The sequence below is a fragment of the Marinomonas sp. ATLA20 genome (assembly GCF_057180105.1).
The window spans coordinates 211,857-229,615 of sequence record NZ_JBXUKU010000004.1; the positions used below are offsets into that span (position 1 = coordinate 211,857).

A 17,759-nucleotide genomic window follows, 5' to 3' on the forward strand; every position below is an offset into this window, starting at 1 on the left:
GGGTTGTTAGCTATCTAGCTTTGCCATCTGTTCCCATATATGTGCTTGTTGTTGTTTTGTTAGTGGTACCAAGGGGGCGCGTACATTGAGCCAGTCAAGGTTGTCTCTTGCCTTGGCAACCATGGTTTTTATTGTTGGCAATTGGACATAGCTATTTGACAGGGTTCGCCATTGATTAATTCGTTCTTGGGCTGCTTCAACCACAGCCGTTGCTGAAGCGTCAGACCAATTGTCGAAGACGACTCGTAAAGAGTCGGAGCGAAGGTTGGATGTTGCAGTGATACTGCCAGCACCGCCGGCTTCAAGTAGTGGTTTTAGTAATGGGTCGGCACCTGCTAAAACAGAGAAGTTATCAAATCGATTGACCATGGCCTTCATGTTCTCGATGTCACCAGAGCTGTCTTTTATGCCAAGAATGGTGTCGCCGAATTCCGCAATAAGTCTTTCAATAAGATCATGAGAGAGCGGAATTTGAGTGACTTGAGGAATGTGGTAAAGGATGACTTTAAGTTTTGGGTCATTTACACCTTCAATGACATCGCTATAAAAACGAAAAAGTCCTTCGTCAGAAACGCCTTTGTAATAGTAAGGGGGCAGTAAAACGCATGCCTTCGCACCAGCGTCGACAGCGTGAGAGGTTAGCTCTATAGTTTCAGGAACTGAGCATGCAGAAGTTCCTGGTAAGAGCTGGTTTCCAGTAATGCCTGCGTCCCTTACCGCGTCAACAAGTGCCATACGCTCTTTTGCAGAATAGTTATTGGCTTCGCCTGTGGTACCTAGAATGGCAACACCATGGGCACCTTCGCTAATAAGGGCTTTACAATGTTCTGCAAAAAGATCAAGGCGTACTTTGCCTGATGCATTTATTGGCGTTGTTGCGGCGCAGTATACGCCAGTAATTGGGTGTTTCATTGTTTTCCTCCTGCAACGAGCTTTCTTGCGTAAGCAATAGCAGATAATAGATTCTCGTGATTGGCGATGCCTTTTCCTGCTATATCGAAAGCCGTGCCGTGATCGACGGACGTTCTGTCAATGGGAAGACCGACAGATACGTTTACTGCAGTGTCAAAAGCGACGAGTTTAACGGGGATGTGCCCTTGGTCATGATAATTGGCAACGACGAGGTCAAAGGCGCCACTGTAAGCTCGGAAAAAAACGGAGTCTGCTGGAATTGGACCAGAAACATCCATGCCTTCTTCTCGTGCTTTCATTATGCCCGGGAGAATGATTTCTTCGTCTTCTTTACCAAAGAGACCACCTTCACCACAGTGCGGATTGAGACCTGCAACAGCAATTCTTGGTTTAGATATACCAATACGCTGAAGATGTTCATAGCCAGCTTTTATCGTGTCATAAACGCGTTCTGAAGTTGTCTTGTTGATTGCGTCTTGCAATGAAACATGAGTTGAGGTGTGAATGACTTTTAGTCTATCTGAGGCCAAAATCATCCAGGCTTTCCCTTTGGTTAAGTGGGCAAGTAATCCTGTGTGGCCATCATGGTGGTGGCCAGCCATATTTAGTGCGGCTTTGTTTATGGGTGCGGTTACAATGCAGCCAATTTCTTTGGCTCCTGAATCTTTTACCGCTCGTTCTATGAAGCGATATGCCGCTTCCCCGGCTCTTGCATCTAGTTTCCCTAATTCAAGAGGGGCGCCGTCAAAGTCGATATCAACGACTGTCATGTCTTTTTCTGGATCAATTGGGCTGGAGATAATCCTTGCTACATTTTTAAGAGTAGCAAGGTTGCCGTATACGCGAGTAGCTTGGCGCTCTTCAGTGCTCATGTCTTCAAAGGCTTTTAGAATGATTTCTGGTCCGACGCCAGCCGGATCTCCCATAGTGATACCAATCATTTTTGTGCTCCAATTTGGTTGGGGGTGAGTCGAACATGGGCAATTGCTCGGCGATGTAAAGTGAAGGCGACATCGATGCCACCCTCGGGGTTTTCTATTATTGCTGGGTAAGACAGTTCTTGGTTTTGTCCATCGATGCTGTCGTTGCTTAAACATTTTCCTGTGCTGTTTGCTACAGTGATTTGGATAGGGAAGCTGTCGCCATTGTCTTCAGATATTGCAACTATTAATGGGGCTCTAGGGACTCCCCATACGACTTCACATCCACCTTCAGCTTCTGGCCGAGCATCGTCACCAAGTTCATCATATAAAGATTCGCGTCGATCTGAGGACATATTCTTGTTTATGGGGTTGCAACATATTGCGAGTCGCCTGTCTTTTAAGCGGATGGCAGCGATAGAGGAGTTATTGTTTGGTAAATCGGTCGCAACAGGGATAGACCAGCTTTCTCCACCGTCCTTACTTTCAGTGCGATAAATGTAATCGGCTTGCCTACGTCTGAAAAAAGCAATGAAATGATCAATATGTTCAGTAGGAACAATGGTCATGTGAACGCAACCGATGGAATCTGGTACTGGAACTATGCGCCAGTTAGCACCGTTGTTTGAGCTAATCGCGACAGACGCTGTGTCGTGTCGACCTGTCCATTTTGCTCCATTTTTTGGGGTGCAATGAAATAAAGGAAGGAGCCAGGCGCCATCTTTTCGGATGACTGGCGTTGCGCGAACAAATGTTCCTTTTGGAAGGGATAGTTCGTTTGGTTCTTGTCCTATTTCACGCATCTGGACAGCGCATTGATCTTGGTTTCCGCCAGGTTGTGCCGTGTGAATGAGTAAGGTGCTTTGTTTGTTTGGTCGGAATATTATTGGGTTTTGCTCAGATCTATCAGGATCGTTCGTTAAAGCTTCGGCATCAGACCATTTGTTTTTTTCTAAAGTGCTTCTATAAATCACAATGTCGGATTTGCCTTCTAAACTTCCTCCAAACCAGACGCATTCAAGATCACCCTTATTGTCATGGCTTAAAAAGGCTGCATGGTTTTGAATGGCTGGGGAGTGCAGGATGGCTTGTGTACCATCAAATTCTCCTGTCATGGCTCTTTCTATTTCGCTGGGGCTGGTAGGGAAAACGCTCATTGAATGTCTCCAGATTTGTTTTTGTTTGATCGCAATAATTTACTTTGTTTTTATTGTTGTCAAGTTGTTAGTTTTTTGTATTTTGTGTGTTGTAAATTAATATTTATTTTAAGTTGTTGTTTTTTATTTGATTATTAATATATTTTTTCAACTTTATTTTTTATTTAAAAAATATAATTGACAACTTAAGTTGCTATCTGTAGCTTTTTTACCACTTGATGCCATTCTATTTTGAAGGCCGAGTAAAGTTTAGGTAGCCCCAGAGTTCTGGGGGTACATGTCAATCTCCTCTTATGCAGGCATTAGGGGGGGGAACAGTAGGAGAATAAGATGAAAAAAATAACAACATCTCTGCTAGTGACGGGTACTGTCTCGATTGCAACCATGATGGCTGGATATGCTCACGCAGCAAATACAGATATAAAAATTGTGTTGAATGAAGAGCTGGAGCTTGTAGAGCCCTGTATGGCCTCTCAATCAAATATTGGTCGTGTAATACTTCAGAATGTGTCTGAAACATTGGCAACGGTTAATCCTGGGTATGGTACTTTGGAGCCGCGTTTGGCGACATCTTGGGAAGACCTTGGTGATGGTAAATGGCGCTTTAACCTTCGTAAAGGAGTGACTTTTTCGGATGGTACAAGTTTTAATGCGGCGGATGTGAAGCATTCTCTTGATCGTACTTTATCAGATAAACTTTCTTGTGAGTTGAAGGCTCGTTATTTCGGTAATATGGATTTAACCGCGAACATAGTAGATGACTACACTGTTGATTTCACGGCTGAGCCTGCGCAACCTATCCTGCCACTTCTTTTATCTGCTTTAACTATTGTCCCAGAAGAAACGCCTATCGAATTTACTCGTAAGCCAATCGGTACTGGGGCTTATGTTTTATCTGAATGGAATGTTGGTCAAAGCATTGTTCTTAAGCGTCGTGATGATTACTGGGGAAAAATGCCAGAAGTGACTAAAGCGACTTATTTGTTCCGTTCCGATGATGCAGTTCGGGCTGCTATGGTTGAAACGGGGGAGGCTGATATTGTGCCTCAAATGTCTGAAGAGTTGGTTAACAATGCAGAAACAGATTTTGCTTATTTGAATTCAGAAACGACATATTTGCGTATTGACCAATTTGTTGCTCCATTGGGGGATGTACGTGTTCGCAAAGCGCTAAACTTAGCGATTGACCGAGAAGCTTTTTTGGGAACGTTGGTGCCAGAAAAAGCAGTCATCGCAACGCATATAGTACCGCCTTCAACTTTAGGTTGGAACCGTGATTTGAAACCTTGGCCATTTGACCCAGAAGAAGCTCGTCGTCTTGTAAAAGAGGCTAAAGCTGATGGTGTTGATGTCGATAGACAAATTACCTTGATCGGCCGTACAAATAACTTCCCTCATGCAACTGAAATTAACGAAGCATTGACGCAAATGTTTAACGACGTTGGTTTGAACGTTAAGCTTGAAATGCATGAAGTTGCTGAATGGATTGGTTTTTATTCAAAGCCATTTGCGGAAGATCGTGGCCCTCGTATGGTGATGGCGCAGCATGATAATAGCCGCGGTGACCCAGTATTCTCTATGGTTTGGAAATATACTTGCGACGGTGGTCAATCAGGTCTATGCGACAAAAATTTAGATGCCATGATTGCAAAAGCGGCAGCAGCAAGTGGCTCAGAGCGAGCTAAATTATGGAAGCCTGTCTTTGCTAAAGTTCATAATGATTTGGTTGCGGATGTTTTCTTATTTCATATGGTTGGATTCTCCCGTGTTTCAAAACGTTTGAATTACGAGCCAAATATTACTACTAACTCTGAATTACCACTTGAACAGATCAGCTTCAGATAATTATTGAAGTTGATTGGGCCTGACGCATGCACGATTGGGTGCGTCAGTGTGGATTTTCATAACACTGCTTAGTGGATGTAATATGGAAAGGTTTATAATAAAAAGAGCTTTGTCCTCTTTGATTTCTTTGGCTTTTTTAGTCGTAGCTGTATTCTTTTTATCCCGGTTAACGGGAGACCCTACTGATTTGTATTTGCCTCTGGATGCTAGTCTTGAGTCTAGGAGTCAGTTCAGGGCTCTACATGGCTTAGATCAACCGTTGATGGTTCAATTTTTTGAATATTTAAAGAATTTGGCTGTGCTGGATTTTGGCGAGTCTATTCGTCGTGCTCAGCCTGCTTTGGATGTTGTTGTGGCTGCATTTCAGTGGACGTTACAGCTAGCCTTGATTACGATCGCAATTGTTTCTGTTGCAGCTATTGTGTTCGGCTCTCTTGCTGCCTTCAATGTTGGTAAAATATTTGATCGCTTTGCTACTTTTTTCTCGCTCATTGGTTCTTCTGTACCAGAGTTTTGGGTTGCAATTGTTGCAATAGTCGTTTTTTCTGTTCAATTGGGGTGGTTACCAACCTCAGGAACTGGCACTTTTTTGCATTGGGTGCTTCCTGTTGCCATCTTATTTATTCGTCCATTTGGGTTAATCGTTCAGGTTGTCCGTAGCTCAATGATTAATGCTTTAAGTTCTGCTTATGTAAAAACAGCAAAAGCGAAAGGTGTAAAAGCTAAGACTATTATTTTTGTTCATGCTCTTCGAAATGCACTTTTGCCTGTCATTACTGTTATTGGTGATCAGGCTGCGGGCATGTTAAACGGTGCAGTGATAGTAGAAACCATTTTTGGTTTTCCGGGTGTCGGAAAGTTAATGATTGATAGTATTCTTCAGCGTGATTTCGCTGTGGTCATTGCGGCAGTAGTTGTCACTGCTTTTGCAATTTTTATCATGAACTTAATTATTGATTTACTCTACGCGTTGCTCGATCCGCGCATACGTTATTGAGGCGAATGATATGTTTAACTCTATTTCTTTTATGAAAAAAACATCTAATAGTGCAGAGCCTTATAGCACACGATTAATGTGCCCAATCAAATTGCTCTGGGCAGATAAATTCGCTTTTTTTGCCGTCATATTTTTATTAGGGGTATTAATTTGTGCTTTGATTGGTCCAGCTTTATTGGAATATGAGGCGACTCGTCAAAACCTCAGAGGAAGAAACTCGATTCCTTTTGATCTAGCGAAAGACTGGTTATATTTTTTGGGTGGAGATCAACTAGGTCGACCTTTATTAGCAAGAATTATAGTAGCAGCTCAAAATACCATGATGGTTGCTGCCGGAGCAGTGCTTATTTCCATGGTTGTAGGTGCAACACTTGGTTTGATATCTGGTTACTCACGCGGACGCTTAGGGCAAATTATTCCTAGGTTAGCAGATGTCATTATGTCTTTTCCGTCCTTACTTTTGGCTGTGATTGTATTGTATATGCTGGATCCATCGGTTTCTAACATTATCATTGTGCTGGCTATTACAAGGATCCCGTTGTACCTACGAACGACTCGAGCAGAAATACTTGAAGTTCGTGAGCGTATGTTTGTTCAAGCTGCGAAGGTCATTGGTGCTTCAGATTTACGGATCATTTTCCGCCACATGTTACCTGTCATTTTTCCCACTATTATGACGATTGCTACATTGGATTTCGGATTTGTCATGCTTGCTGAGAGTGCTTTGTCTTTTCTTGGTATTGGTATTCAGGCACCTGAAATTACGTGGGGATTAATGGTATCTCAAGGCCGCCCATACTTAATGACCGCGTGGTGGCTATCATTTTGGCCTGGCTTAGCCATTGTTTTGACAACATTAAGTTTGAACCTTTTGTCTAATTGGCTGCGTGTCGTTTTAGACCCTCAACAGCGCTGGCGTCTAGAAATAGGAGGCAAAAAAAATGGGTAATCATTTATTAGAAGTTAAGGACTTATCAGTCACTTTTCATACGGCGAAAGGACCGGTAGACGCAGTTAAAAATGTGAGTTGGTACCTCGATCGAGGTGAGGTCTTGGCTATTCTTGGTGAAAGTGGCTCAGGTAAATCAGTATCGGCTTCTACTATCATGGATCTGTTGGATATGCCGCCAGCAGAAATTGTTAGTGGTGAAATATTGTTCGATGGACAAGATTTGCTAAAAGCAAGCCCAGAGGTTCGCCGTCAAATCAATGGCAAACGAATTGCTATGATATTCCAAGATCCTTTAGGTCATTTAAACCCCGTTTATACGGTGGGATGGCAAATTGAAGAGGCTATGATTATTCATGGGACAGCAAAGGAAGAAGCAAAGAGCAAAACGATAGAGCTGCTCAAAAAAGTGGGTATGCCAATGCCTGAGCAATCAGTTAAAAAATACCCACATCAGTTTTCCGGAGGGCAGCGTCAGCGTTTAATGATTGCAATGGCGTTGGCTTTGCGCCCTGATGTACTTATTGCAGATGAACCAACAACCGCCTTGGATGTCACCGTTCAAGCACAGATTTTAGAGTTATTGGAGATCTTACGTAAAGAAACCGGAATGGGCTTGCTGATTATCACTCATGACTTGGGGGTAGTTGCAGATATTGCGGATCGAGTTGTTGTAATGAATAACGGTTGCGTTGTGGAGGCTGGTTGTGTTGATCAGGTTTATCATTCTCCTCAGCATGCGTACACGAAAAAACTTATTTCAGCTGCTCCAGGTAATGGGGTAATGAGTGCTAGTGACATATCTGCTAAGTCAATTTTAAAAATACAGAATATATCGAAAGAATATGATGGGTGTAAGGCTTTAGATTCGGTGAGTTTTGACTTGTTGGAAGGTGAGTCTATTGCCATTGTAGGGGAAAGTGGCTCAGGGAAATCGACAACAGCAAAACTTTTAATGGGGTTGGAAGAGGCTTCTGGTGGTCGTGCGATTTACATGGGAAAAGATATTTTCACCATGTCTAAAAAAGAAATGAAAAGTATTAGACGTGATATTCAGATGGTATTTCAGGATCCTTCTCAGTCGTTAAACCCACGCATGTCAATATTTCAAATTATCTCCGAACCATGGGTTATTCATCCAGAAATCTTACCTAAAAAGAAGTGGGAAGAGCGTGTTATTGGACTCTTGGAGCAGGTAGGTTTATGTGCTGAGCATCGACATCGTTACCCTCATCAGTTTTCAGGCGGTCAAAGGCAGCGTATCGCGATTGCTAGAGCGCTGGCGGTAGAGCCAAAAATTATTGTATGCGATGAGGCTGTGTCAGCGCTGGATGTTTCTATTCAAGCTCAAGTTATTGATCTACTTGCAAACCTACAGAAAGAATTGAAAATTAGCTTTATTTTTATCGCTCATGATTTACCTGTAGTGAAAGATTTTGCTGATCGTGTGGTCGTTATGCAACTTGGGAAAATAGTTGAGATAGGTACTGTTCGACAGATCTTCGAAAATCCTCAGCAACCTTACACTCAGGCTTTATTGAAAGCGTCATTGGATCCAGACCCAAGAGTACAATCTTTAAGAAGAGCTGAACGTATAGTTTTGGCGGCTTCATAGATGGATATTTTAGAGCGAGAATACTGAAATGAGAAACAAAGTTGCGGTTGTAACTGGATGTAGCTCCGGAATAGGTTTTCATATTACAGATCACCTATTATCGATAGGTTGGGCTGTTATTGGAATTAGCCGTCGTCGACCCGAAGGACTTGGTAATGACTTCACTCACTTAGCTGCAGACCTTGGTGAAATAGAAGTTCTCTCCAGTGTTTTGCAAGGCATTGGGCAAGTGGATGCAATTATTCATGCCGCGGGTTTATTGCGAGTTGGTTCTTATGACCAAATGAATTTAGAAGACGGCGCTATGATGTGGCAGGTTCACGTTAACGCTGCTGCTGCAATCGTCCAAAGCCTTGCGCCTCGGATGGAAGATGGCGGCCGTATTGTATTGATTGGTAGTCGAGTGTCGTCCGGTGCGGCAAATAAAAGTTTATATGCTGCTTCTAAATCAGCTTATATCGGCTTTTCTCGTTCAATAGCGGCTGAACTTGCTAATCGAGCTATAACTGTGAACGTTATTTCGCCAGCCGCAACTGATACACCCATGTTGCATGACCCAAAGCGTGTGGGTAGTGCACCTGTTTTGCCACCGTTTGGTCGGTATGTAAAGCCTGAAGAGATTGCTGGTACGGTGGCTTTTTTATTGTCCGACGCTGCTGCGGCGATGACCGGTCAACAGCTTATAGTGTGCGCTGGGTCTTCTTTATAGCAGCAAAGAAGAGCTCATTCAGTAAAGAGGTTGTATAAGGTGACGCAGAAGATAATGAAAAAAATTTTAATCATTGCTGATGATTTAACTGGCGCGTTAGATGGTGCCGCCGCTTTTTGTTCGGCTACGACTCTGGTGGTCGTTGCAATTTCTCTTGATTCACTGGATTCAGCATTAAATAGTAAAGCAGACGTAGTCGCTGTTTCTACTCAATCAAGAGAAGTGTCACCGGAAGAGGCATTTCATCGTGTACAGGACGTTATTGATAATTATCAAGATAGAGTTATCTTCAAAAAAATTGATTCTCGAATGAAAGGAAATATTGTTGCAGAGCTGAGCGCCTTGCCAAAGCGTTCCTTGCTGGTGGCGCCTGCGCTACCTTCATTTGGTCGTTATGTTGAATCTGGATGCGTTATTGGTTTTGGTGTGGAATATCCTATAAATATTAAAGGAGCCTTAGAGCACCATGCAGATCTAGCTGTCATTCCCGACTGTCATTCAGATGAACAATTGGATCTTGCTTTGGAACAGGCGCCTGAAAATGCGATTTTGGTCGGAGCACGAGGTTTGGCTTTTGCATTAGCTCGTAAACTGGGAATTACACCTTCAGAGCCATCCAAGTTACATGGCTCAATTGGCATAGTAATCGGATCAACAGACCCCATTACTCTTGATCAGGTTTATCAGCTCCCAGCTAAATTAGTCGATCATATTGAGGCACCATCTGGGATTTTTGAGGGAAGCTACTCTAATAAATCCGTTATATTGTTGCAAGCTACACCAGGTTTGAAAATGACTAAGGATCAAGTTAGCAAGAATCTTGCCCATAGTTTTAGGCCGATCGCTGAAAAATGTGAGAACATTGTTTTGTCAGGCGGTGCAACCGCTGAAGCTGTATTATCTGAGTTGGGTGTCACTGTTCTGTTTCTGGAAGGGGAGTTGCTTTCAGGTATTCCGGTATCCCATGCTAATGGATGGCGAATTGTCACTAAATCCGGTGGTTTTGGTGACTCATCCTCTCTTTTTAATATTGTTACTGGTAATAGATGACTTTTTAGGTGAATTAGAAAAATATGCTAAAGCGCAATACAAAAGAGACTCGAGTAGAGCGTAAATCTCTTTCTGACATGGTTTTTAATCAAATGTATCGAGCGATCAAATCTGGTTCTTATGCATCTGATGAACGTCTGCCGACAGAAACCGATCTGGCTGCAGAATTTGAAGTTTCGAGACCTATTGTTCGGGAGGCATTAAAAAAGTTACGTGATCAAAATTTGATTTATTCTCGTCAAGGGGTAGGTAGCTTTGTTCGCCAAAATGGCATTAAAGATCCTCTTGGTTTTAGTCCTGTGGAAAATTTGTCTGATTTACGCAAGTGTTATGAGTTTCGAGAGGTTTTAGAGCCTGCTTGTGCTCAAGCAGCCGCAGAAAGGCGAACTGATGCTGACCTTAAAGCGATAGAGAAAGCGTTAACTTTGTTAAAAGATGCAACGACTCAGCGTCGCCATAGAGCGGATGCAGACTATGATTTTCATTTATCTATTGCTCGAGCATCTGGCAATCCATATTTTCAAACTGCTATGGAATCGTTAAAAGATCACATCGCGGTCGGTATGAAATACCATGGTATTTCATTAAAGCAATCTATGGGTGGGTTAGATGATGTTTTTTCTGAGCATGAAAAAATATACCAAGCAATAAAAGCAAAAAATAAAGAAGATGCTTTTTTATTGATGGAAAAACATATCACAGGTTCTCGCGGTCGATTATTTGACGAATAAAAAACGTTAATACCCCATTCTTTATTAATTATACGGTAAGTCATTTTTAAAATGGCTTAGGGTTTTTTTGCTCAAAATTCGAGTTTTCGTGTTTCTATAGTTGGTTTTATGAGTTTTTTTCTTTAGATATTTTTATGAAAGGTTGAATTATGCTGTTATCTGTTTTAGCAATTTGCATTGGATTAGTCGTGTTGTTATGGAGTGCTGATAGGTTTGTAGATGGTGCAGCGGTAATGGCTCGTCATTATGGTATGCCACCACTTTTGATCGGTATGTTGGTCATTGGGTTTGGCACATCAGCACCTGAAATAGTCGTCTCTGGATTAGCTTCATGGCAAGGGAATCCAGGACTGGCTTTAGGTAATGGCTTCGGCTCGAATATTGCTAACGTGGCTTTAATTCTTGGTTTTACTGCAGTGTTAAGTCCAATAGCTGTTCATTCTCAAGTGTTAAAAAAAGAGTTACCACTTTTAGTCGTTGCCACACTTGTCGTTGGATATTTGATGATTGATCTTGAAATATCACGGCTCGATGGTTGGTTAATGCTTGTGGTTTTTTTTCTAATAATTGGCTTTGCTATTTATCAAGCATTAAAAAAATCGAAAGATGATGAATATACCGCTGAAATCGAAGCTGAATTGGCTGAAAAAGAGATGACGATTTTAAAGGCTATTCTATGGGTGGTTATTGGACTGATATTATTAACGATTAGTTCTCGCTTTTTAGTATGGGGAGCAGTTAATGTTGCTGAGTTTTTTAATGTTAGTGACCTTGTTATTGGTTTGACTATAATCGCTTTAGGAACATCGTTGCCAGAACTTGCAGCTTCAATAAGTGCGGTAAGAAAAAATGAACATGATCTTGCTATTGGTAATGTGATTGGCTCTAACTTATTCAATACGCTTGTCGTTATTGGCTTAGCTGGAGCAATTCATCCAATGCAAGTTGAAAGTTTTGTATTATATCGTGACTGGGTTGTTATGTTTGCACTAACCTTGTCTCTTTTTGTTTTAGGTTATGGTGTTTTAGGGCGCCGTCGTATTAATCGTATTGAGGGCGGTTTGTTATTAGTTGTTTATTTTGTATATGGTTTTTATCTTTATGTTAGTGTTTTATAAAAAATACTTTCAAATTAAACGCGGTAACTCCTCTTATAAAGAAAGTCGCAAGGGAGTCGAGACCCTGACAAGGGGAGTACTAGCCAGATAATGTTTACTAATATCTATCAGGCTTACCTTTTCCATATCTTTTTGTCTTACCATGCTCTGCGGCTTTCTTTGCCTGCTTTTCTCGTACTCGCTCCGCATCTTCAAAACTCAATTCTGCTGGTTCGCGGGGTGTTTGGCCTTCTGGAATGATACGCTTTCGCGGTGGCAGTTCGAACTGCTCAGAGGATACTCGGGGTAAGTTTTTAAATTTATATAGATAGAAAACTTCTACCTTTTCCCGTGCCCATTCCGTTTTTTTGAGAAATTTTACACTGGATTCAATACTAGGGTTAGTGTTGAAGCAGTTGATGTTCAGGTAAGCGTATAGGATCTCAAAACCGTAGTGATCAACTAGTTGGGTGAGCAGTTCTTGTAACCCTAGGCCGTGTAGTGGATTGTTTTCGTAGTTGATCTCGTCGTTCATAAAAAGTGTCCGGTAATAAGTCGAAAAGTCTAAAATATTTCATTGTGTGCCATCATACCTGTGACAGCCTAGACAATATAGTAAAGAGGGAATTAAGTAGCGTTTACATGCTTAATTTTCAGAGACTGTGAGACGAGTTTTTAGGTTTTTGAGTAGAGCATGCTTCATCACATTATGCTGTTTTATTTACTAAAAAAGCGAATGTGGTTGGTCTTGAGTTAGGAAACCACGATTATCGTTTTCTCTGGATGTTTATACTTTTGTTGGTATTTAATCATCTAGAGGTTTTTATGTCTCAGGCTACTTTTCTAAATTCAATATCAGAGCAAGCGTCTCTTGTTGACTCGGGTTCCGTCCCTTCGTTTGTTGATCTTAAAGGGTTTGCTGAAGAACCGTTTGATACAAGTGTATTGGTTAGTAACCTTGATCAGGATCCATTCTTAAGGCAACGAAGAATGTTGCCTTTACCAGAAGGGCCAGTTGAAATCGGTGTTATTCAGTTATTGCCAGGGAGCGGGGCTGTTACTTCGCTAGCAGCAGATGAGTTTATTTTTATCATTAAAGGAAAGTTAACATTGATTCAAGATGAGCCAATGACTTTAGACAAATCATCCAGTTTAGTGTTGTTGCATGGTTGTTCTTTTTCATGGGGATGTGATGAAACAACGACAGTAATTTATATGCGTTACAAGCAAAGTACGCTAAGTGATAATAAGATAGTATCAATAGATACCGACGCTGCGCTTGAGTCTTCTGGCACTCCGCTCGTGGAGCTATTGGTGGGTCCTACGCCAAGCTGTCGTAATCACACAGACTATTTGTCTGCCGATAACCAGTTCGTCTGTGGTAGCTGGGATTCCACTCCTTATCATCGTATCGCAATGAAATATAAACACTATGAATTTATGTATTTACTCGATGGTAGTGTGACATTTGTGGATGAGTTAGGCCGAAAAGGCACGTTTGTTAAAGGTGATGTGTTTTTGGTCGAGCAAGGGGCGCAATGCAGCTGGGAAAGCCTTGAGTACGTTAAAAAAGTCTATGCGATTTTTAGACCTAACTAGACTGAATGATATGATAAAAAGGGCGACTTGCTAGTAGCGAGTCGCCCTTTTTATCTGTCAAAACGCCTAACCTAGAGCTTGGCTAATTAATGCGTATTGACGCATTCCCTTGTCTCTTTGCGGTATTTCGCCGCGTACCATTTCAACGACTGTATCCACTTGAGGTAAGCCAATTTCTGCTAGCCAAGGGCTTAGCTCGCTGCTTTCTGGTATGTCGATGCGTACAAAATCACCAACTTGATTATTGATCAAACATTGAATCATGACTTTGGCTTGTTCCTGTGATGATGCGATAACCGGCCCTATAGCATAACCACGACCAAATTCACGTATCAGTGCAAAGCCTGTAATTTCACCTTGTGTTTCTATAACGATGCCAGAAGCAGATTTTAGTATTTCATTCAGTGTTGTTGCTCGTGCAAGACCACAGGATGTTTCGGCTAATTTTGCGATAGTGGTATAGTCTGCTTGAGTAATTGTTCGCAAACCTTCAGTCACGCTTGCTTCAATAGCCGTTGTATTCTGAATGATGGCTTGGTGCTGATAGACAGTGCCAGATGCTTTGAAACCAAAGCTTTCATAAAGTGGTTGTCCGGATGGCGTGGCGAATAAGAGTACATTTTTTTGCTCTCCAATCTCGTCTAATATTTGATTCATTAGTTTTCGTCCAATGCCGTTCCCTTGTTTATCAGGAGAAACGATTACCAGACCAAGTGATGAATAACTTTCACCATGATCCCAGCATAAAATAGTGCCAATAGGTTGGCCATCAAGATCAGCAACAAAACCTGTGCCGAGGTTATACATCAATTCCCAGTCTTCGATACGATGTGGCCATTTTACTGCTTGAGAAAGTGAGTAGGCAGTATCTATGTCTGTTTCCGTCATGGAGCGGTATGCAATGGGTAGTGGGGTTTTAGTCGCAGTCATGATTGTCTCCTTTAAATATAAAAGATATTTTGTCGTGTGGTATGTGGAAATACTAGGATGTTCTTGCCATAAAATTGGCTTGGGATGAAATTCGGTAGTAAGCACCGATACTGGTGTTGTAGACGCTATAAATCTACTGAAAATGAATTTCATTACGGCATAATATAGTTTCGGGAGAGCATATGATGGAAGGCGATTTAGTCAAAAATTCTGCCATGCATACTTTGATGACGGAGCGTGGTTAGGTATAAGTACAAAAAAACATCATTAATGTGAAGTAAGTTGCTCACAACAGCCTAAGAAAAGCGCACTTTGACTTAGGCTAGAGTATGGCTGACTAAGGCAAAGCTGTGAAATTCGCTATCTAGTTTGTTGAACGATGGACTTCTCATCGAGGTAACAGTATCAAATTCATTCATACCGGCTTTGTTCAAAAAGTCTTTAAATGTGTTGTCTTGTTCCGTGGTATCTATGCGCAAAAAGTGCCCTGTATGTTTGTTGATATGAGGCGTAATCAACGACATAGCTTGCGCAAAGTTTTGTGCAATAACAGGCCCAATAACGTGACCACGACCAAATTTCCGGCACAATGCCAAACCAATAATGCGACCATCTTGCTCTAAGACGAAACCTTGTGACTTTTCTAACACCGCTTCAATTATATTGCCTCTATTTGCACCAAAAGCACTTTTATCGAGTTGAAGGATGCTTTCTTTATCATCCATTGTCATTTCTCGAATACCTTCTTTAATCGAAAGACTCGATAGGTCAACCGTTATAGCTATGCCTTGATGCTGAAAAACAGGGGCGATAGTTTGAAATTCGAGGGATTGATAGAGACGGTACCCTGCTCGAGTCGAGGTTAATAGTATCTCACGACCTTCACATTGAGCCATAATGTGCTTCATTATCCAGCGCCCACCACCTAATGCCTGTAAGCGAGGGGAGGTAATAACCATACCGATTGTGGCGCAATGATCACCTATTGGAAACCACATGCCAGAAGCGACGATTCGTCCAATTGGATCGCAGCCGACAACTCCTTCCCCCAGTTTTAATAACATACGCCAATCTTTAGGTCGATGTGGCCATTGCACGGTTATTGAAAGCTCATGAAGCTTATCTATATCGTCAAGCGTCATGTCTCTAATGGTGAGTTCGTATGTTTCTAATCTCTTGGATGTTTCGCTAGGCACGTGCACTACCCCTATTTTACAAAGACTGCGAATCGTAAATACAAATCTTAGTTTGTCATTGCGTGGCGTTAAATACTAGGACGTTCTTGCCCATTAGTTCTGTTATATCAAGGCTATAGGTTTGAATTGATGATTCAGCATCAATGACTTGATCATCTTGTCATAAAGGTAGCTTTATATCGTCCTCTGACTTTTTAACGGCATAAAAAGCTTCTTCTACGCGCTTAAAATAGATAAAGCAGCGAATTATATGTTTTCGATGACTGAGTTTGTTCCAAGTAAGTCTGCTTAATTCCTATGTAAGAGAGAAGAAGGTAAATATATGACATCTTTTAATCCAGTGGACGTACTGGTTCCTAATAGCCATTTTATTGGCGGAAAGTCCGTAAATAGTGGTGAGAAAATGGACGTTATTCGGCCATCGGATGGTCAGGCTTATGCCGCTATTTCGGTTGCGGATTTTGATTTGGTTGATCGTGCCGTAGAAAATTCATGGCAGGCTTTTAAACAAAGTGATTGGGCGACTCGATCACCGCGCGATAGAGCAAAAGCGATGAAGCGCTGGGCAGACCTAATTGAAGCGGATGTGGATGTACTTGCGCCCCTAGAGGCAGTTGGCTCTACTCGTCCTATTGCAGCCGCGACGCAATGGGATATTCCATTCTGCGCAGAGGGAATTCGCTTTTTTGCAGAGTATGCAGATAAGTGTGGTGGTGAGGTGATCCCGACAGCGAATGGTAGTTTGGGTATGACGATCACTGAGCCATATGGTGTGATTGGCGCGATTGCGCCTTGGAATTTCCCTTTGGTGATGGCGTCTTGGAAAATTGCACCAGCCATGGCAGCAGGAAATGCGGTTGTATTAAAACCTTCAGAGATGACCCCATTCAGTGTTGTTCGTTTAGCCGAGTTGGCTATAGAAGCCGGTATTCCTCCTGGTATTTTTAATGTAGTACAAGGTGATGGTCGTGTTGGTGATGCCATTTGTCGTCATCCACGCATTTCAAAAGTCACCTTTACTGGGTCGACCAAGACTGGTGCTCTTATTATGACGGCCTGTGCGCAAACAGGTACAAAACCCGTCACGCTCGAATTAGGTGGAAAGAGCCCGCAATTGGTATTCGACGATATTAAAAATATTGACAAAGTAGCGGGACGAATTGCTGGTGCGATTACCACCAATGCGGGCCAAGTGTGCGTGGCAGGTTCTCGTCTCTTGGTGCAAAAGGGTATTGCTGATCAGCTGGTAGCTCGCATTTCAGACATTTTTTCTGAAATGGTGTCAGGTCCCACTTGGCAAAATGAGACAAGCATGTCACCGATTATTTCATCGCGAGAATTGGATCGTATTGACGGCATCGTAAAACGTACGGTTCAGCAGGGCGGTAAGGTTTTGGCAGGTGGGTGCCCTTTAAATGAGGACAGCAGAGCATTTTATACGCCGACGATCTTGACCGATGTAGACATGAGCATGGAAGGGGTTCGGGACGAGATATTTGGTCCTGTCTTGTGCGTGGAAACTTTTGAGACCGATGATGATGCGTTGCAATTAGCCTCTCACCCTTCTTATGGATTATCTGCAGGAGTTCATACAGCTGACTTAAACCGCGCAATGAAAATGGTCAATGAATTGGAGGCAGGCACAGTCTGGGTCAATCGTTATGGGCGTAGTTGGGATTTTGCTATTCCAACCGGAGGCTTTAAAAGTTCAGGTATTGGCAAAGATCTGGGGCGTTTTGCCTATGAAGCGAATCAAAAAACCAAAAGCGTATTGATCGATTTTACAGGTGATGAAGAGTGATTCTACTTATTACATCAAAAGCTGCCTGTTAACGACATTCTGTTTTGATGCAGTAGATTGTGCCGAGATAAGGGGGCAATTCCGCTGAAAATGCGTTGCAGCAAAACGAAATCGAGCCAAACAGGCTTTGTTTTAATGGTGTAATAAATTCATCGAGTATTTTTCATACAACGAAATTTAAAAATCTTTAATGGATGGTTGTTTTTGATGGTATCAAAAATACAACTTACCAAATGGCTAAATGGAGAAAA

16 protein-coding genes are annotated in these 17,759 nt (G+C 42.1%); 10 read left to right on the forward strand and 6 right to left on the reverse strand.

Going from position 1 to position 17,759, the window contains the following annotated elements:
- Positions 1–6 precede the first annotated feature (6 nt).
- The 3 genes from AC2A4J_RS09025 to AC2A4J_RS09035 are packed head-to-tail and all read right to left on the reverse strand — an operon-like array spanning position 7 to position 2,989.
- Positions 7–912 carry a dihydrodipicolinate synthase family protein gene (locus AC2A4J_RS09025; protein WP_484175738.1) on the reverse strand — a complete coding sequence of 302 codons (906 nt, stop codon included), beginning with the start codon at positions 910–912 and terminating at the stop codon, positions 7–9.
- Positions 909–1,853, reverse strand: a complete 945-nt coding sequence (gene pdxA / locus AC2A4J_RS09030) for a 4-hydroxythreonine-4-phosphate dehydrogenase PdxA (protein ID WP_484175739.1) — start codon at positions 1,851–1,853, stop codon at positions 909–911. The genes AC2A4J_RS09025 and pdxA overlap by 4 nt, the downstream gene beginning before the upstream one ends.
- Positions 1,850–2,989 carry a sialidase family protein gene (locus AC2A4J_RS09035; RefSeq protein WP_484175740.1) on the reverse strand — a complete coding sequence of 380 codons (1,140 nt, stop codon included), beginning with the start codon at positions 2,987–2,989 and terminating at the stop codon, positions 1,850–1,852. The genes pdxA and AC2A4J_RS09035 overlap by 4 nt, the downstream gene beginning before the upstream one ends.
- A 330-nt stretch (positions 2,990–3,319) precedes the next feature.
- Between AC2A4J_RS09035 and AC2A4J_RS09040 the strand changes: the two genes are divergently transcribed.
- The 8 genes from AC2A4J_RS09040 (at position 3,320) to AC2A4J_RS09075 (ending at position 12,003) form a co-directional block, all read left to right on the forward strand.
- A complete protein-coding gene (locus AC2A4J_RS09040; protein WP_484175741.1) occupies positions 3,320–4,834 on the forward strand; it encodes an ABC transporter substrate-binding protein in 1,515 nt (504 codons plus the stop codon).
- An 82-nt stretch (positions 4,835–4,916) separates the two neighbouring features.
- A complete protein-coding gene (locus AC2A4J_RS09045; RefSeq protein ID WP_484175742.1) occupies positions 4,917–5,831 on the forward strand; it encodes an ABC transporter permease in 915 nt (304 codons plus the stop codon).
- Between the two features lie 10 nt (positions 5,832–5,841).
- Positions 5,842–6,780, forward strand: a complete 939-nt coding sequence (locus AC2A4J_RS09050; protein WP_484175743.1) for an ABC transporter permease — start codon at positions 5,842–5,844, stop codon at positions 6,778–6,780.
- The gene (locus AC2A4J_RS09055) at positions 6,773–8,395 is read left to right on the forward strand and encodes an ABC transporter ATP-binding protein (RefSeq protein ID WP_484175744.1); all 1,623 of its coding nucleotides are present in this window, start codon (positions 6,773–6,775) and stop codon (positions 8,393–8,395) included. Before AC2A4J_RS09050 ends, AC2A4J_RS09055 begins: the two co-directional genes overlap by 8 nt.
- Before the next feature lie 28 nt (positions 8,396–8,423).
- A complete protein-coding gene (locus tag AC2A4J_RS09060) occupies positions 8,424–9,104 on the forward strand; it encodes an SDR family NAD(P)-dependent oxidoreductase (RefSeq protein WP_484175745.1) in 681 nt (226 codons plus the stop codon).
- 54 nt (positions 9,105–9,158) lie between these two features.
- Positions 9,159–10,154 carry a four-carbon acid sugar kinase family protein gene (locus AC2A4J_RS09065; protein ID WP_484175746.1) on the forward strand — a complete coding sequence of 332 codons (996 nt, stop codon included), beginning with the start codon at positions 9,159–9,161 and terminating at the stop codon, positions 10,152–10,154.
- A gap of 23 nt (positions 10,155–10,177) precedes the next feature.
- Entirely contained in the window at positions 10,178–10,885 is a 708-nt protein-coding gene (locus AC2A4J_RS09070; RefSeq protein WP_484175747.1) for a FadR/GntR family transcriptional regulator, read from the forward strand.
- A 149-nt stretch (positions 10,886–11,034) separates the two neighbouring features.
- Positions 11,035–12,003: a calcium/sodium antiporter gene (locus AC2A4J_RS09075; RefSeq protein ID WP_484175748.1), complete on the forward strand. Its 969-nt coding sequence runs from the start codon at positions 11,035–11,037 to the stop codon at positions 12,001–12,003.
- Positions 12,004–12,100: 97 nt separating this feature from the next.
- Here AC2A4J_RS09075 and AC2A4J_RS09080 read toward each other — a convergent pair whose 3' ends face one another.
- Complete coding sequence (locus AC2A4J_RS09080) at positions 12,101–12,517, reverse strand: VF530 family protein (RefSeq protein WP_484175749.1); 417 nt, start codon at positions 12,515–12,517, stop codon at positions 12,101–12,103.
- A 290-nt stretch (positions 12,518–12,807) separates the two neighbouring features.
- Between AC2A4J_RS09080 and AC2A4J_RS09085 the strand changes: the two genes are divergently transcribed.
- Positions 12,808–13,581, forward strand: a complete 774-nt coding sequence (locus AC2A4J_RS09085; RefSeq protein WP_484175750.1) for a cupin domain-containing protein — start codon at positions 12,808–12,810, stop codon at positions 13,579–13,581.
- Between the two features lie 66 nt (positions 13,582–13,647).
- On the opposite strand, the gene AC2A4J_RS09090 is transcribed toward AC2A4J_RS09085, so the two are convergent.
- Both AC2A4J_RS09090 and AC2A4J_RS09095 read right to left on the reverse strand, forming a co-directional pair.
- On the reverse strand, positions 13,648–14,511 hold the full coding sequence (locus AC2A4J_RS09090; RefSeq protein WP_484175751.1) for a GNAT family N-acetyltransferase: 864 nt from the start codon (positions 14,509–14,511) through the stop codon (positions 13,648–13,650).
- Between the two features lie 317 nt (positions 14,512–14,828).
- Positions 14,829–15,707 carry a GNAT family N-acetyltransferase gene (locus AC2A4J_RS09095; protein ID WP_484175752.1) on the reverse strand — a complete coding sequence of 293 codons (879 nt, stop codon included), beginning with the start codon at positions 15,705–15,707 and terminating at the stop codon, positions 14,829–14,831.
- 322 nt (positions 15,708–16,029) lie between these two features.
- Here AC2A4J_RS09095 and AC2A4J_RS09100 point away from each other — a divergent pair, with 322 nt between their 5' ends.
- Complete coding sequence (locus tag AC2A4J_RS09100; protein ID WP_484175753.1) at positions 16,030–17,508, forward strand: aldehyde dehydrogenase family protein; 1,479 nt, start codon at positions 16,030–16,032, stop codon at positions 17,506–17,508.
- Positions 17,509–17,759 lie beyond the last annotated feature (251 nt).

Bases quoted from the DNA above. Each gene is read 5' to 3' on its own strand.
- AC2A4J_RS09025 (WP_484175738.1), bottom strand. From the start codon at position 912: ATGAAACACCCAATTACTGGCGTATACTGCGCCGCAACAACGCCAATA.
- pdxA (WP_484175739.1), bottom strand. From the start codon at position 1,853: ATGATTGGTATCACTATGGGAGATCCGGCTGGCGTCGGACCAGAAATC.
- AC2A4J_RS09035 (WP_484175740.1), bottom strand. From the start codon at position 2,989: ATGAGCGTTTTCCCTACCAGCCCCAGCGAAATAGAAAGAGCCATGACA.
- AC2A4J_RS09040 (WP_484175741.1), top strand. From the start codon at position 3,320: ATGAAAAAAATAACAACATCTCTGCTAGTGACGGGTACTGTCTCGATT.
- AC2A4J_RS09045 (WP_484175742.1), top strand. From the start codon at position 4,917: ATGGAAAGGTTTATAATAAAAAGAGCTTTGTCCTCTTTGATTTCTTTG.
- AC2A4J_RS09050 (WP_484175743.1), top strand. From the start codon at position 5,842: ATGTTTAACTCTATTTCTTTTATGAAAAAAACATCTAATAGTGCAGAG.
- AC2A4J_RS09055 (WP_484175744.1), top strand. From the start codon at position 6,773: ATGGGTAATCATTTATTAGAAGTTAAGGACTTATCAGTCACTTTTCAT.
- AC2A4J_RS09060 (WP_484175745.1), top strand. From the start codon at position 8,424: ATGAGAAACAAAGTTGCGGTTGTAACTGGATGTAGCTCCGGAATAGGT.
- AC2A4J_RS09065 (WP_484175746.1), top strand. From the start codon at position 9,159: ATGAAAAAAATTTTAATCATTGCTGATGATTTAACTGGCGCGTTAGAT.
- AC2A4J_RS09070 (WP_484175747.1), top strand. From the start codon at position 10,178: ATGCTAAAGCGCAATACAAAAGAGACTCGAGTAGAGCGTAAATCTCTT.
- AC2A4J_RS09075 (WP_484175748.1), top strand. From the start codon at position 11,035: ATGCTGTTATCTGTTTTAGCAATTTGCATTGGATTAGTCGTGTTGTTA.
- AC2A4J_RS09080 (WP_484175749.1), bottom strand. From the start codon at position 12,517: ATGAACGACGAGATCAACTACGAAAACAATCCACTACACGGCCTAGGG.
- AC2A4J_RS09085 (WP_484175750.1), top strand. From the start codon at position 12,808: ATGTCTCAGGCTACTTTTCTAAATTCAATATCAGAGCAAGCGTCTCTT.
- AC2A4J_RS09090 (WP_484175751.1), bottom strand. From the start codon at position 14,511: ATGACTGCGACTAAAACCCCACTACCCATTGCATACCGCTCCATGACG.
- AC2A4J_RS09100 (WP_484175753.1), top strand. From the start codon at position 16,030: ATGACATCTTTTAATCCAGTGGACGTACTGGTTCCTAATAGCCATTTT.